This is a genomic window from Noviherbaspirillum sp. L7-7A (assembly GCF_019052805.1).
GTDB lineage: Bacteria > Pseudomonadota > Gammaproteobacteria > Burkholderiales > Burkholderiaceae_D > Noviherbaspirillum_A.
Map to the genome: position 1 here is coordinate 1,307,164 of NZ_JAHQRJ010000001.1, position 14,648 is coordinate 1,321,811.

Below are 14,648 nucleotides of genomic sequence, written 5' to 3' on the forward strand. Positions count from 1 at the left end.
AGGCTGGGCGGATGCGGAAATTTGATGTGCTGCGAGGCGCGCTTACGGAAAGAAGTAGCTGACCTTCATCGATACGAAGTCGACACCGCTGTTGGGATGCTTGATGCCGCCATTGGAGTAATGCTGGATCGACAGGCCGACGCTGGCGCGGGGGCTGAAGATATAGCCGATGCCAAGCTTGCTGCCGAATTCGAAGGCGGTGGAAAGCCGGTCGCCGTTGTTGTTGTAGAGCTCGGAAAGCACATGCGCGCCGATGCCGGCCTCGCCGTAGAACTTGCTGCCCGGTTTTTGGAACCGGAACATCGGGGTGATGCCGATCTCGTTCAGGTTCTGGTGCTGGCCCGGCTGGTTGTTGTAGCGGGTACCGCGCCAGTGAGCCAGGTCCAGGTTCCAGTAGCCATTGATGGCGAGATTGTCCGATTCATGCAGCGCTTTCTGAAAATTCCAAAGGAGGCTGCCTCGCGCCATCTGGACCCGGCTGCCGGCGCCCGCTTCGAACGACATGCCGTCAACGGCATGGACAGGCAGCGCGGCGCAGCACAGGGCAAGGCCGTAGAGGCGGGCAATGGGCAATTGGTTCACGTGCATCTCCATTGGGAAGCGTCGGACGTTCTTGTTTGTTAGTGTTGGTGCAGTGCATTAACGTTGTTATTTTTGCATGGCAATCTCGCCTGAAGCTTGATCCTTTCGATCTTCAACGTTTGTCGGAGCACACGCAAGGATTGCCTTTTTTCATGGCGGTGCGCGGCAGTGTCGGTGCGCCGATGGCATAATGCCCGGCCGATCTGCCGTTTTCCTTCCTGCCGTCATGCGTTCCCGCGTCTCTTCCGTTGGCCTGATCCTGCGACCCAGCCCGGCTTCCGGTTTCTGCTATCCCGACCATATCGACCGTGCCAGCCTCGATGCCTTGCCGCGGCTGCCGGGCGTGTACCGATTCATCGGCCACGACGGCTGGCCGGTGTATATCGGCAAGAGCGTCTGCCTGCGCAGCCGGGTGCTGTCCCACCTGCGCACGCCCGAGGAAGCCGCCATGCTGCGCGACACGGCGCGGGTGGAATTCGAGCGCACCGCGGGCGAAGTCGGCGCGCTGCTGCTGGAATCGCGCCTGATCAAGCAGATGCAGCCTGCCTACAATGCGCTGCTGCGCATGGTGCGCGATACCTGCGCGCTGGCGCTGGACCAGCATGCGGCGCAGCCGGTGATCCGCGGCTCGGGCGAGCAGGCGCCGGGTCGCATGCTGTACGGCCTGTTCGGCTCGCGCGCCTCGGCGCTGGAAGGGCTGCGGGCGCTGGCGCGACGGCATGGACTGTGCCCGGCGCTGCTGGGGCTGGAAAACCAGGTCGGCAAGCGCGGTTGCTTTTCGCGCCAGCTGGGCCGCTGCAATGGCGCCTGCATCGGCACCGAAAGCGCCGCGGCGCATGCAGCGCGCCTGCGCGAGGCGCTGGCCGCCATGCAGCAGGCGGTGTGGCCCTTTCCCGGCGCGGTGGGCATCGTCGAGCGCGGCGCCGGCCTGCGCCAGGTGCATGTGGTCGACCGCTGGGCCTACCTCGGCTCCCTCGATGGACGCCGCCGGCGCCTGGCCGGCAAGGGAAAGGAGCCGCCGCGGCTGGTGGATATCGATACCTACAAGATCCTGGCCGCGCCGCTATTGGGCGGCGCGATGGAACTGGTGCATTGCACCGTCAGCGGCGGCGTGGTGAGCTTCGGGCCGGAAACGGCCTGAGTCCGGCGCCGGCCAGGCCGCGCGCCGGCGCGTTTCAGACGTCGATGAAGCGCATGCGGAACGGGCGTCCCTTGATGTTGCCGGCGGCCAGCCGCTCGGCAGCCTTCTCGGCAATGCCGCGCTCCAGCGCGACATAGGTAATGAACTCGAACACATTGATCTTGCCGACCTGTTCCTTGGCAAGGCCGGCATCGCCGGTCAGCGCGCCCAGCAGGTCGCCGGGGCGCAGCTTGTCCTTCTTGCCGCCCTGGATGCACAGGGTGCGCATGGGCGGCTGCAGGCGCCCGCCGGCGGCTGGCGTCAATCTTTCCAGCGCTTCCCATGTGACGGGCGCATTCTGGTCCTGCTCGATCGCCTTGACCCATTTGCGTTCGCCCGGCCCGACCAGCGTCAGTGCCAGGCCGGCTTCCTTGCCGCGTCCGCTGCGGCCGATGCGATGGATATGGACGTCGGCGTCGCGCGAGATATCGGCATTGATCACCGCTTCCAGTTGTTGAATGTCCAGGCCGCGGGCGGCGACGTCGGTTGCCACCAGCACCGAACAGCTTCGGTTGGCGAACAGCACCAGGATCTCGTCCCGTTCGCGCTGTTCCAGCTCGCCGTACAGCGCCAGCGCCGTGTAGCCCTGCGCCCGCAGCGCATCGGCCAGCTCGCGGCAATGCGCCTTGGTATTGCAGAATGCCAGCGTCGACTGCGGCCGGTAGTGGTCCAGCAGCGCGGCCACGGCCGCGCCGCGCGCGTTTGGCTCGGCGCCGATCTCGACGAAGCGCTGCACGATGCCGCTGTCGTCATGGCGCGACTCCACCCGCACTTCCACCGGGTCGCGCAGGAAGGGCGCGGTGGCCTGGCGGATGTCGTCCGGGTAGGTGGCGGAAAACAGCAGGGTCTGGCGGCGTTCCGGCGTCATCGAGACGATGCCCGACATCTCTTCGTAAAAGCCCATGTCGGTCATGCGGTCGGCTTCATCCAGCACCAGGGTCTGGACGGTGGAAAGATCGATTGTCTGGCGCTGGATATGGTCGGCCACCCGGCCTGGCGTGCCCACCACGATATGCGCGCCATGCTCCAGCGACGCGATCTGCGGCCGCATCGGCACGCCGCCGGTCAAGGTCAGCACCTTGATGTTGGCCGCAAAGCGCGCCAGCCTGCGCAGCTCGTTGGCGACCTGGTCGGCCAGCTCGCGGGTTGGGCACAGCACCAGGCCCTGCACCGCAAACCAGGCCGGATTCAGGCGCTGCAGCATGCCGATGCCGAAGGCGGCGGTCTTGCCGCTGCCGGTGCGGGCCTGGGCGATGAGGTCGCGGCGGTCGAGCACCGCCGGCAGGCTGGCGGCCTGGATCGGCGTCATTTCGTGGTAGCCAAGCTGGGTGAGATTGGCGAGCATGGCGGGCGACAGCGCAAGGCTTGAAAAGGAACTTGAATTCACGGCGGGAAAAGGGTAGGGACGGCGGGATGCGCAGTGTAACAGCCGGCAGCCAGGCAGCGGCGAAAGAGCCGCATTGCTGCGCTGTCCAGTTTGAAACCGGCATTTTCCGTGCTTGTCTTGCTTTTCCTGTTTGTCTTGGTTGACACGGTTCACCTGGGCCGCTACATTCCTCCCATACCCGGGAGGCCCTTCATGTCCTATCACCACACACCCGGCGCATCCGCCGCCGACTCCAGCGCCGCCGCCACCTTGCTGGCCGAGGCGGTGTCGGACTTCCTGCAAACCGGCGCGGCCAATGCGCCGCGCAGCGCCGACTCCTTCCTGCGCGCCTATTCGACGCTGGCGCGCTCGGTGCCGAAAACCCGCCGCCGGGCGCTTTACCAGGTGATGAGCCAGGCGCTGCTTGCCGCGGCCGAAAAGGAAGGCCTGGCGGACCCCGCTCCCGCTTCCCCTGCCAGCCGGCAGGAAACGCAGGGGGGTGCCGGCCCAAACCCGGCCGACAGCGATTTCATGGCCAGCCTGCGCAGCCAGGAGTCGCAGCGGCGCCGGGAAGACATTGCCGCCGGCCGCCTTCTGGGTTCGGCCGGGATGCGCGAACGCCTGGGCATCTCGCGCCAGGCGCTGAGCGCGGCGGTGCGGGCGCAGCGACTGTTCGTGCTGGCCGGCCCGTCCGGCGATTTTCTCTACCCGGCTTTCTTTGCCGATGACCGGCATGACCGCACCGTGCTGGAAAAGGTCTCGCGCGCGCTGGGCAGCCTGCCGGGCGGCGCCAAGTGGGAGTTCTTCACCACCCCCAGGCTGTCGCTGGGGAAAAAGACCCCGCTGCAGGCGCTCGCGAAGGGACAGGTGGAAGAGGTGCTGGCCGCTGCCGCCGCCTTCGCCGATGCATGACGGCGGCGCCGCGCACGCGCCGCCTGGGCCTGCCCAGCCTGCCTGAACAGCTTCCCCTCGTCACCCTGGCGCCGGCCGCGCTGGTGCGCATCTCTCGCTACGACAGCGGCGAGCCGCATTTCGGCCGCACCGGCGGCAACCGCTTCGACGACCCCGACCGCCGGTACGGCACCTGCTATTTCGGCCTGAGCCTGGCGCTGGCAATGGCCGAAACCCTGCTGCATGACGCGGTGGCGGTGCGCGGCCAGTTCCTGCTGCATCCGGACAGCATTGCCAGCCGTTTCGTGATTGCCTTCAGCGGCCGCCCCTTGCGGCTGGCCGACCTGACCGGCGCCAGCCTGAAGCGCCTGGGCGGCCATGCGGCGCTATCGGGGAATGCCTCCTACCGGCTGCCGCAGAAATGGTCGCAGGCCATCCATCGCCATCCGGATGCGGTCGACGGTTTTGTCTACATGTCGCGCCATTTAAATACCGAAAGGGCGGTGGTGCTGTTCGACCGCGCCGGCCCGCGGTTGCGAATGGCCGGCGCAACGCCGCTGGTGCAATGTGCCGGACTGGCAGACGCGGCGCGCATGCTGGGCATACGCGCCGCCTGAACCCTCCAAACGCTTACTTGTACGGCCTTGGCTGCCACCAGGGCACGAAGTCCGGCATGTCCTTCGACACGGTTTCAGTGAATGCCGGCGGCCGCTTTTCCAGGAAGGAGTTGATGCCTTCCCTGGCGTCGGCGCTGCGTCCGCGGGAGTAAATGGCGCGGCTGTCCACCTTGTGCGCTTCCATCGGATGGTCCGCGCCCAGCATGCGCCACATCATCTGGCGTGCCAGCGCGACCGACACCGGCGCCGCATTCTCGGCAATCTCCCTGGCCAGCGCGCGCGCCGTCTCCAGCAGCGCGTCCGGCGCCACCACCTTGCGCACCAGGCCGCCTTCCAGCGCTTCCTGCGCCGGGAAAACCCGCCCGGTCATGGTCCATTCCAGCGCCTGGCTGATGCCCACCACCCGCGGCAGGAACCAGCTCGAGCAAGCCTCCGGCGTAATGCCACGGCGGGCAAAGACGAAGCCGAAACGGGCGTCGCTGGACGCGATGCGGATGTCCATGGGCAGCAGCATGGTCGCGCCCACGCCCACCGCCGGGCCGTTGATGGCCGCGATCACCGGCTTTTTCGATTCGAAGATGCGCAGCGACACCCGGCCACCGCCGTCTCGCACCGACTCATGGCTGTAGTCGATGCCGCCGTCCGGCCGTGTCGGCGTTCCCTGCTTGTCGGGACGGTCGGGGCGGGCAGCGAAGTCGAAGGTCCTGGCGCCCTGCGACAGGTCGGCGCCAGCGCAGAAGCCGCGTCCGGCGCCGGTCACGATGATGGCGCGCACCTCGTCGTCGGCGTCGGCGCGGTCGAAGGCGGCGATCAGCTCTTCCATCATCGTGCCGGTGAAGGCATTGAGCCGGTCCGGCCGGTTCAGCGTCAGGGTCAGGATATGCTCGCTCACTTCGTACAGCAGGGTTTCATAGTGCATGACGGTCTCCTTTTGCTTGTTGAAATATCCGTGTGATGCCAGTTGAAAAAACCTTTCCATCTATGGTGCCGGCCTTATCCCTGCGCAATCGCCAGCTCGCTGCTGCCGGCGGCGCTGCGCCGCACCAGGATGCGGGTGGCGATGCGCTCGGTCATCTCCTGCACGTGGGTGATCACGCCGACCTTGCGACCCAGCGCCTGCAGGCCATCCAGCGCATCCATTGCCACCCGCAGGGTATCGGCGTCCAGGCTGCCGAAGCCTTCATCGATGAACAGCGACTCGACCCGCACGCGGTTCGACGACAGCGAGGCCAGGCCCAGCGCTAGGGCCAGCGACACCAGGAAGGACTCGCCGCCCGACAGCGAATGCACCGAGCGCAGTTCCTCGCCCATGTCCTGGTCCACCACCATCAGAGCAAGGGTGTCGCGCACCCGCTCCAGGCGGTAGCGCCGCGCCAGTTCGGCCAGGTGCCGGTTGGCATAGCCCAGCAGCACGTCCAGGGTGAACTGCTGGGCATAGTTGCGGAATTTCTTGCCGTCGGCCGAGCCGATCAGCTCGTTCAATTGCGCCCAGCGACGCTGCACCGTTTCCTGCGCCTCGATCAACAGCAGCATCTCGGCCGCGCCGCGGCGGCGGGCATCGTCCTGCTGCAGCGCCAGTTGCAGGGCGGTGGCGCGCTGATGCAGCGCCGAGCGGGCATGGCCGGCCTGGTCCAGCAGCAGGCGCAGGGCGGCGGCATCCTCGGTGGCGGCGCGCCAGCTTTCCTCGCCAGCCGCCAGGTGCGCTTCGCGTTGCGCCTGGCGCTCCCGCGCCACCGCCTCGGCGCGCTCGGCGGCCGAGTCCAGCGCCTGCAGCGCATGGCGCTCGGCCTGCATCCAGGCGGCATCGGCCTGCAGCAAGTCCAGCAGCGCAGCATCTTGCAGCGCCAGGGCATGCCGTTCCTGGTATTGCGCCAGCCAGTCGGCCAGCCGGTTCGCCGCCTCGCTCGACGCCGCACCCAGTTCGGCCAGCCGGCCGCGCGCCATGTCCAGCGCCTCGGTGCAGCGGCCCACTGCCAAGGCTGCCTGCTGGCAGGCCTCGTTTTCCTGCTGCTGGCGCATGCGGGCCGCCTGCAACGCGGCCTGCATGGCGGCTTCCACCTCGCGTACCGGCCGGCCGTCGAACAGCGCGGCCCGGTCGGCTGCCAGCGCCTTGCCGGCCTGGTCCAGCATGGTCCAGGACTGGGTGGCGCGGCCGGCCTCGGCGCGCGCGGCTTCCGTTGCCTGGTGCAGCGCCTGGACCTCCATTTCCAGCGCGGCCACCTGCACCTGTCCTTCGCCGGCCACCCTGGTGGCGGCAAGGAAGGACTGGGCATGGCGTGCGCAGCGCTCGTGGAATCGGGCCGGGTCGGCACGCCAGGCGTCCTGCCAGCCGGCGTCCAGCGGAAGCGCATCCAGCGCGTCCAGACCGTCCTGCAGCCGGGCCGCCAGTTCCTGCTCCCGTTCCTGCGCAGCTGCGCTTGCCTGGCTGGCGGCCGCCAGTTCGAGCCGGCCGGCGGTGATGGATTCGGTGGCGCCAGCCAGACGGGCGCCGGCCTGGTCGAGCGCCTGCTGGGCGGCGTCGCGGACTGCCGCAGCCCGCCGCAGCGCCTGCTCGGCCGCATCAAGCTCCTGCAGCCTGCGCTGCTTGTCCTGGCGCTGCAGGACCAGCCATTGCTGGCGCTCCTGCTCCGGAACCATGGCGAGTCCGTCCGGGATGGCCAGCAGCGGATGGGCGGCCCACTGTGCGCGCCGCTCGCGCTGCGGCGCTTCCAGCGCGCGCAGTTCGGCTTCGGCGGCCTCGGCCTGCTGGCGAGCAGCGGCCAGCAGGGCGCGCTCGGCGGCCTGGCTGTCGCGGTTTTCCTGGGCAGCCAGGCGGCGCGCTGCGCGGTCGGCGCGCAGGCTCGCCAGGAGGTTGTCGAAGCGCGGGTCGGCAGCTCGGTAGGGGTGCTCCTCGGCGCCGCAGACCGGGCAGGGCGCGCCATCTTCCAGGCTGGCCCGCAGCTGTTCCGCAGTCTCGCCGCAGGCCGCCTCGGCCAGCTTCAGCGCATGCTCGGCCTGCTCCAGGCGTGCGTCCAGTGCCGGCTGCGCCCGGGATGCCTGTTCCAGCCGGCTCGCGGCCTGGGCCGCCGCCACGGTGTGGTGTTCCAGGCTGGCGCGCAGCGCCGCCTGGCGTGCATCCGCCTCGAACAGTGCCGACCAGAGGCGTTCGGCATCGGCCAGCTGTTCGCGTTCCCGCTGCAGGGCGTCGCGTGCGGCGGCGATATCCTGCTGTTCGAATTCACGCAGCCGCAGCACGGCTGCGTCGCGCTGCGCCAGCGCCTGCTGCTGGGTGGCGCTGGCCAGCCGCAGCGATTCCGCCTGTGCCTGCTCTGCCTGCCGCGCCTTGTCCAGGCGGGCAGCGGCGGCGCCGGCTGCCTCGCGCGCCGCGGCATGCTGGACCGCCTGCTGCCGGGCCTGGCCAAACAGGGTGTCCCAGCGCTGCCAGCCTTCGGCCAGCGGCGCCAGCCGCTCATGGCTGGCCAGCCATTCCCTGGCCTGGCGCAGCCGTTGCGCCGCCTGTTCCAGTTCCTGCCCCCGCGCCTGCTGCTTCTGGCGCGCCGCGGCCACGGCCTCGTGCGCCTGGCTGGCCTGGCGGGCCGCTTCGGCCAGGCCAGGCTGCTGGTCGGCGATGCGTACATCGAGCGCCTTGGCCTGGTCCAGCCTGACCGCCTCGGCCGACTGCGCCAGTTCCAGCCCATGCAGGCTGTCGCTTGCAGCCGCCAGCCGCTGCCGGGCGGCAGCCACCGCGGCTACCGACTTTTCCAGGCTCTGTTCATGCTGGGTCTGCGCCTGACGGGTGCGCTCGGCGTCGGTCATCAGGCGCCGTCCCTCGTCCACTAGCGGCCGCGCCGGCTGCACCGACTCGACCAGCCGCAGCCGTTCCCGGCGTGGCTGCGCCAGGTCGCGCCGGGCCAGGCTGTCTGCCAGCGCGGCGGCCGCCTGCTGCTCGGCCAGCAGCAGGCGGTCGGCTTCCTCGCGCCAGCGCAACTGGCGCGCCAGCCGGTCCAGCCCGGCATCGGCGCCAGCCAGCTGGCCGACCGCCTCCACCAGATCAGTGTCAACCCGCGCCCGCTCTTCCTGCGCCAGCGGACGCTGGTCGGCCAGCCGCTCTTCCAGCCGCTTGGCGCGCGCCAGTTCTTCCTTGGCCCGCTCGTAGGCCCGGCGCGAAATCTCGGTATAGATCTGGTTGCCCGTCAGGGTTTCCAGCAGTTCGCCGCGCTCGTTGTCATCCGACTTCAGGAAAGCGGAAAACTCGTTCTGGGCCAAGAGCACGGCACGGGTGAACTGCTCGAACGACAGCCCGATGCGCTGCGCGATCTCGGCCTTGACTTCGGAATTGGTGCCGCCGATGGGCTGCTGTTCCGGCAGGCGCAGCAGCGTCATGGCGGTTTTCTGCAGGCTGCCGTCGGCCTTGGAGCGCGCCCGCCGCACGCTCCAGCGCGAGCGGTAGGCCAGGCCGTCATTGCCGATGAAGTCGACCTCGGCATAGCCGTCGGCCGCGCCGCGCCGCAGCAGGTTGCGGGTGTCGTAGGGCGTCACCACCTCGCCGCGCACATCGGGCAGGGCAATGCCGCGGGTGCCGGCGCGCAGGAGGCGCGGCGTGGCATCGTACAGTGCCACGCACAGGGCGTCGAGCAGGGTGCTCTTGCCGGCGCCGGTCGGGCCGCTGATGGCGAACAGGCCGGACGACTGCAGCGGCTCGCTTTCGAAATCGACGCAGAACTCGCCGGCCAGCGAAGCCAGGTTCCTGCCGCGTATGGCCAGTATCCTCATGCGCCCGTCTCCTCATCCATGCCAAGCATCAGTTCGGTGAAGGCCGCAAGCTGCTCGGGCGGCGCCTCGGCATCGAACTTCTGCCGGTACAGCCGGCGGAAGATCTCGTCCGGCTGCAACTGGTCGAGCTGGTCCAGCGACAGCGCGGCGCCGTCTTCCGCGCCGCGCACGGGCAGGCTGGTGTCGATCCGGGCCAGGCGCGCATGGCGGCCTTCCAGCGCGGCTTCCACCTTGGCCCGCAGGCCGGGTTCGGGCGCATCCAGCCGCACCCGCACTTCCAGGTAGGGCGGTACGCCTTCCCCGCCTGGCGGCAGCGCCCGCAGTGCGGCCAGCACGTCTTCCACCGGCGCCGGCTTCAGCGGCACCCGCAGCAGGTCCACCGCGCGCGGCACCGGCAGCGGCAGGATCTCGCCGGCGCGCTCGCCATCGAGATCGACCCGCAGCACCTGATGGTTGTAGTTCACCTCGGAAAAAGACAGCGGCAGCGGACTGCCGCTGTAGCGCAGATGCGCCTGCCTGCCCACCATCTGTGCCAGGTGCAGATGGCCCAGCGCCGCATAGGCGATCTCGGGGCCGAACATCGAGGCCGATAGCGCCTCGCTGCCGCCAATCACGATGCGCCGCTCGGAGTCCTCGGACGCGGCGCCGCCGGTCATATGGCAATGCCCCAGCGCAATGATGGCCTGGCCGGCCTGCCGGCAGGCCAGCGCATGCGCCAGCGCCTGCCGGTACAGCAGCGCGATGCCTTCGGTATAGCCGTCCGTGGCGCCATCCACCTTCGGCACGTCGCCCGGCCGCAGGAACGGTACCGCCAGGCACCAGGCCACTGCCTGGCCGCTGCGGTCCTTCAGCGGCACCACCAGCCTGTCGTAGTCGATGTTGCCGTTGGCGTCGCGCACCACATGGCCGACCAGGCTGACGTCGAGTTCCTCCAGCAGCGGCGCCGGCGCTTCCAGCCGGCCGGCCGAGTCGTGGTTGCCGGCAATGATCACGATATTGAGGTGCGGCGCGGCCGACTTGGCGCGGCGCAGGAAGCGGTACAGCTGCTTTTGCGAGGTCGCCGACGGGTTGGCATTGTCATAGACGTCGCCGGCAATGAGCAGCGCCTCCACCTGTTCGGCCACGATGGTGTCGATCAGCCAGTCAAGGAAGGCCTGGTGTTCATGGAAACGCTCGAAACTGTGCAGGGTCTGGCCGAGGTGCCAGTCTGAAGTGTGCAAGAAACGCATTACGGGGAAATCCTGGGTTGGCATCGGACGGCAGCCGGAACAAGTCGTCCGGCCGCAGCGCTGCCATTGTAATCCCGCAGTGAAAAGGAACGTGGATTGAAAAAATTACCGGCAGCACGCTGCCGGTTTGCGCATGGCGCTGGGGTGCCGTCAGTGCAGCCAGGCGCTTGCCCCCATCTCCGGCAGTGGAGGCATTTCGGGGGTGGAAGGCTGCGGCACGATGCCTGGGCCGGACGGTGAATCCGGGCTGATCGGGTCCTGTTCCGACGGCGGCATCTCCGGCTGCGGCTCATAGCCGGGGTTGATTTCCGGTTGTGGCGACGGCACGTTGGGCACCTCGGGTGGAATGTCGCCGGGGTTCTGATGCAGTCGCAAGGCGGTGGTCGGTGGTTGAAACATAGGCCTCCTGGTGCAAGATAGGGAAAGAAGCGGCATCGAGCCTGCGCCGTGTGGCGGTTATCAAGCATTTACCGCGCCAGCACTGAACCGTAACCGGCGCCAGTCGTCCTACTCGGACCAAACCCTTGGAAGGAAAGCATGCAATGAGCGAGTCCCTGCATATCGTTTGTCCCCATTGCAATACCGTAAACCGGGTGCCGACCGCGCGGCTGGAGATGCATCCCAGTTGCGGCAAGTGCAGCCGGCCCGTGTTTGCCGGACATCCGGTGGAACTGAATGCGCAGTCATTCGCGCAGCAGGTTGGCCGCAGCGACATTCCGGTGCTGGTGGATTTCTGGGCGCCCTGGTGCGGGCCATGCCGGGCGATGGCGCCGGCCTATGCCCAGGCGGCCCGGCAGCTTGAACCCGGTATCCGGGTTGCCAAGCTCAATACAGAGGAAGCGCAGGAACTGGCGGCGCGCCATGCCATCCGCAGCATTCCGACGCTGGCGCTGTTTCATCGGGGCCGCGAGGTGGCGCGGCAGGCTGGTGCAATGGATGCGGGCAGTATTGTTGCCTGGGTGCGGCGGCATACGGGGCGGGATGCTGTGTGAGGTAGGGCGGAATACCCCGCAGGGGCATTCCGCCATGGTCGATCAAGGAAGTCGGCCGATAACGCCATCGCGGTTTGCGAAATCGGTGCAATGCCCTGCGGGTATTGCACCCTACCAAAGAAGTTGCCGTTGCGCGTAACGACCCTCGCCTTAGGCGTTCATCTTCCCCCGACGCGACGCGGTGAACACAAAACTGAACTGCGATGCCAGCCGCTGCGCAACCACGAACCACAGCCGCCCCAACACGCTACAGGAAACGGTCCAGTATCTTCCGGCTCTGCCGATCCAAACCATGCAGGTCGCGCAGCAGGAAATGAATGCCGTGACTGTCCGAAATCAGCAGGGTATCGGCGCTGATGCGGCGGATGTCTTCCTCGCCGCGCAGCACGAAGCTGGTGTCGCCGCGATCAGTGCTGACCTGCCAGGTCGACGGCGTTGCATAGCTGGATACCGAGCGGATCGCCCGGATCTCGGGCATGAATTCCCGTCCCTGCAATTCCTCCTCCAGGAGCGCCCGCGTCGCGGCCGGCAGCGCGCCGAGCGACGGTATCCACGCCACTTCCTTGCCATCCCGGTCATCAGCGAGATGCCTTCGTCCGGCGCCTGGATCGGAAAGGCGCGCACCGGCGCCACGCCCACATGCTGCTGGCCCTCGGCGGTCGTCAGCACCAGCTTGCCGAAGCTGTCGCGGGAAAGCTGCAGTTGATCGCTGTCCATGCTCACTCCTTTTCCCGCGTGTCGTCGATGTCGCGGTCCACATTGCGCGCCTGCGCCTGGTACAGCCGGTAATAGGCGCCTTGCCTGGCCATCAGCTCGTCATGCGGCCCTTGCTCCACTACCTGGCCGCGGTCCATCACCACCAGCCGGTCGGCCCGCTGCAGCGTCGACAGCCGGTGCGCGATGGCGATCGTGGTGCGGCCTTTCACCAGGTTGTCCAGCGCCTTCTGGATTTCCTTTTCGGTCTCGGAGTCGACCGAGGACGTCGCTTCATCCAGGATCAGGATGCGCGGGTCGATCAGCAGCGCCCGCGCAATCGAAATGCGCTGCCGCTCGCCGCCGGACAGGCCCTGGCCGCGTTCGCCCACCATCGAGTCGTAGCCATGCGGCAGGCGCAGGATGAACTCGTGGGCATGGGCCGCGCGCGCCGCCGCCATGATCTCGGCGCGGGTCGCATCCGGCTTGCCGTAGGCGATGTTCTCGGCAATCGTGCCGAAGAACAGGAAAGGTTCCTGCAGCACCAGGCCGATGTTGCTGCGGTAGTCGGCAACGGCAAAGGAGCGGATGTCCACGCCGTCGAGCCGTATCGAGCCTTCCGCCACGTCGTAGAAGCGGCAGATCAGGTTCACCAGCGTGCTCTTGCCCGAGCCGCTGTGGCCGACCAGGCCGATCATCTCGCCCGGCGCGATGGTCAGGTTCACACCGCGGTTGACCGCCCGGTTGCCGTAACGGAAACCGACGTCGCGCACTTCGATCCGGCCTTCCACCCGCTCCAGGCGGGCCGGCTGTGCCGGGTCCGGTACGCTGGAGACATGGTCCAGGATGTCGAAGATGCGCTTGGCGGCCGACGCCGATTTCTGGGTCACGGACACGATGCGGCTCATCGAGTCCAGCCGCGAATAGAAGCGGCTGATATAGGCCAGGAAGGCGGTCAGCGTGCCCACCGTGATGTCGCCGCGCGAGACCTGCCAGATGCCGAAGGCCCATACCACCAGCAGGCCCAGCTCGGTCATCAGCGACACCGTCGGCGAGAACAGCGACCAGATCCGGTTGATCCGGTCATTCACGGCGAGATTGTGCTTGTTGGCCAGGCGGAAGCGCGCCGCTTCCCGCTTTTCCTGGGCAAATGCCTTCACCACGCGGATGCCCGGTATCGTGTCGGCCAGTACATTGGTGACCTCGCCCCAGACCCGGTCGATTTTCTCGAAGCCGGTGCGCAGCCGGTCTCGCACCACATGGATCAGCCAGGCAATGATGGGCAGCGGCACCAGCGTCACCAGCGCCAGCCACGGGTTGATCGAGAACAGGATGGCCGATGTCATCAGGATCATCAGCACGTCGGTGGCGAAATCGAGCAGGTGCAGCGACAGGAACACGCAGATCCGGTCGCTCTCGCTGCCGATGCGCGCCATCAGGTCGCCGGTACGCTTGCCGCCGAAATATTCCAGCGACAGCCGCAGCAGGTGTTCATAGGTCGTGGTGCGCAGGTCCGCGCCGATGCGCTCCGACACCAGCGCCAGGATATAGGTCTTGGCCCAGGTCAGGCCCCAGGCCATCAGCGCCGCGCCCAAGAGGCCCAGCAGGTACATGCCGACCACCGCCGGGTCGATGCGCTGGCCGTTCTGGTAGGGGATCAGCACATTGTCCATCAGCGGCATGGTCAGGTAAGGCGGCACCAGGCTGGCCGCCGTGCCCAGGAGCGTCAGCAGGAAACCGGCCAGCAGCTGGCCGCGATACGGCCGGGCAAAGCGCCACAGCCGGAACAGGGTCCAGGTGGAAGGCGGCGTGTGGATGACCTTGGTGCAGACCGGGCAGACATCCTGGTCCGGCTCCAGCGGCGCCTTGCAGCTCGGGCAGACGGTCTGCTCGTCCGACTCGACTTCCAGCCCGTCGAGATGGCTTTGAAGGCGCAGCTGGAACTGATCGATGATCCGCATTGCCAAAAGGTTCATGCCCAGCGTGAAATGCCACGCCGCCAGCCGGCCGGCCGGCGTCACCAGTTCCAGATGGCCAACGCCGGCATGGTCATGATGCTCCAGCGTCATCCCGGGTTCGAATGCCCAGTCGCGCCATTCCGGTTCGCCCGGCGCGCGGGCAAGAATGCGGCGATCGGTCAGAACGACAATGCCGTCGGCGAAATGGTGCTGGGCGTCGAGGTCAACCGTAACCCAGGTAACAACGTTCTCCCCGGCGGCGAGACGTTTTTCTACAACATCCCGCCACGGCTCCGGCAAGTCGCTAGCGGATCGGTCGGGGAGTGGCAATACGGTGGTCATTCTGCGGCAAACTCCATGCGCACCGCTGGCGGCACGCAGTTTTGTT

General features: G+C 67.8%; 11 protein-coding genes and 1 pseudogene. 4 read left to right on the top strand and 8 right to left on the bottom strand.

What is annotated here, in order from left to right:
* Positions 1-42: 42 nt before the first annotated feature.
* Positions 43-582, bottom strand: a complete 540-nt coding sequence (locus KTQ42_RS05905; protein ID WP_217344668.1) for an acyloxyacyl hydrolase — start codon at positions 580-582, stop codon at positions 43-45.
* A 226-nt stretch (positions 583-808) separates the two neighbouring features.
* Between KTQ42_RS05905 and KTQ42_RS05910 the strand changes: the two genes are divergently transcribed.
* Positions 809-1,723: an endonuclease gene (locus KTQ42_RS05910; RefSeq protein WP_217344669.1), complete on the top strand. Its 915-nt coding sequence runs from the start codon at positions 809-811 to the stop codon at positions 1,721-1,723.
* A gap of 34 nt (positions 1,724-1,757) precedes the next feature.
* On the opposite strand, the gene dbpA is transcribed toward KTQ42_RS05910, so the two are convergent.
* Complete coding sequence (gene dbpA, locus KTQ42_RS23875) at positions 1,758-3,149, bottom strand: ATP-dependent RNA helicase DbpA (protein WP_349292123.1); 1,392 nt, start codon at positions 3,147-3,149, stop codon at positions 1,758-1,760.
* A gap of 192 nt (positions 3,150-3,341) precedes the next feature.
* Between dbpA and KTQ42_RS23880 the strand changes: the two genes are divergently transcribed.
* A complete protein-coding gene (locus KTQ42_RS23880) occupies positions 3,342-4,040 on the top strand; it encodes a hypothetical protein (protein ID WP_249222655.1) in 699 nt (232 codons plus the stop codon).
* A complete protein-coding gene (locus tag KTQ42_RS05925) occupies positions 4,037-4,636 on the top strand; it encodes an RES family NAD+ phosphorylase (RefSeq protein ID WP_217344672.1) in 600 nt (199 codons plus the stop codon). Before KTQ42_RS23880 ends, KTQ42_RS05925 begins: the two co-directional genes overlap by 4 nt.
* 13 nt (positions 4,637-4,649) lie before the next feature.
* Here the strand turns inward: KTQ42_RS05925 and KTQ42_RS05930 are convergent, their stop codons facing one another.
* The 4 genes from KTQ42_RS05930 to KTQ42_RS05945 form a co-directional block, all read right to left on the bottom strand.
* The gene (locus KTQ42_RS05930) at positions 4,650-5,555 is read right to left on the bottom strand and encodes a crotonase/enoyl-CoA hydratase family protein (RefSeq protein ID WP_217344673.1); all 906 of its coding nucleotides are present in this window, start codon (positions 5,553-5,555) and stop codon (positions 4,650-4,652) included.
* 74 nt (positions 5,556-5,629) lie between these two features.
* Complete coding sequence (locus KTQ42_RS24220; RefSeq protein ID WP_217344674.1) at positions 5,630-9,388, bottom strand: AAA family ATPase; 3,759 nt, start codon at positions 9,386-9,388, stop codon at positions 5,630-5,632.
* Entirely contained in the window at positions 9,385-10,617 is a 1,233-nt protein-coding gene (locus tag KTQ42_RS05940) for an exonuclease SbcCD subunit D C-terminal domain-containing protein (RefSeq protein ID WP_217344675.1), read from the bottom strand. Before KTQ42_RS05940 ends, KTQ42_RS24220 begins: the two co-directional genes overlap by 4 nt.
* A gap of 150 nt (positions 10,618-10,767) precedes the next feature.
* Positions 10,768-11,016, bottom strand: a complete 249-nt coding sequence (locus tag KTQ42_RS05945) for a hypothetical protein (RefSeq protein WP_217344676.1) — start codon at positions 11,014-11,016, stop codon at positions 10,768-10,770.
* Between the two features lie 143 nt (positions 11,017-11,159).
* Here KTQ42_RS05945 and trxC point away from each other — a divergent pair, with 143 nt between their 5' ends.
* Positions 11,160-11,609, top strand: coding sequence for a thioredoxin TrxC (gene trxC / locus KTQ42_RS05950; protein WP_217344677.1), 450 nt, complete (start codon positions 11,160-11,162; stop codon positions 11,607-11,609).
* Positions 11,610-11,856: 247 nt separating this feature from the next.
* Here trxC and KTQ42_RS05955 read toward each other — a convergent pair.
* Both KTQ42_RS05955 and KTQ42_RS05960 read right to left on the bottom strand, forming a co-directional pair.
* A pseudogene (locus KTQ42_RS05955) lies at positions 11,857-12,326 on the bottom strand (DUF1854 domain-containing protein).
* Positions 12,327-12,328: 2 nt separating this feature from the next.
* Positions 12,329-14,602, bottom strand: coding sequence for an ABC transporter transmembrane domain-containing protein (locus KTQ42_RS05960; RefSeq protein WP_217344678.1), 2,274 nt, complete (start codon positions 14,600-14,602; stop codon positions 12,329-12,331).
* Between the last annotated feature and the right edge of the window lie 46 nt (positions 14,603-14,648).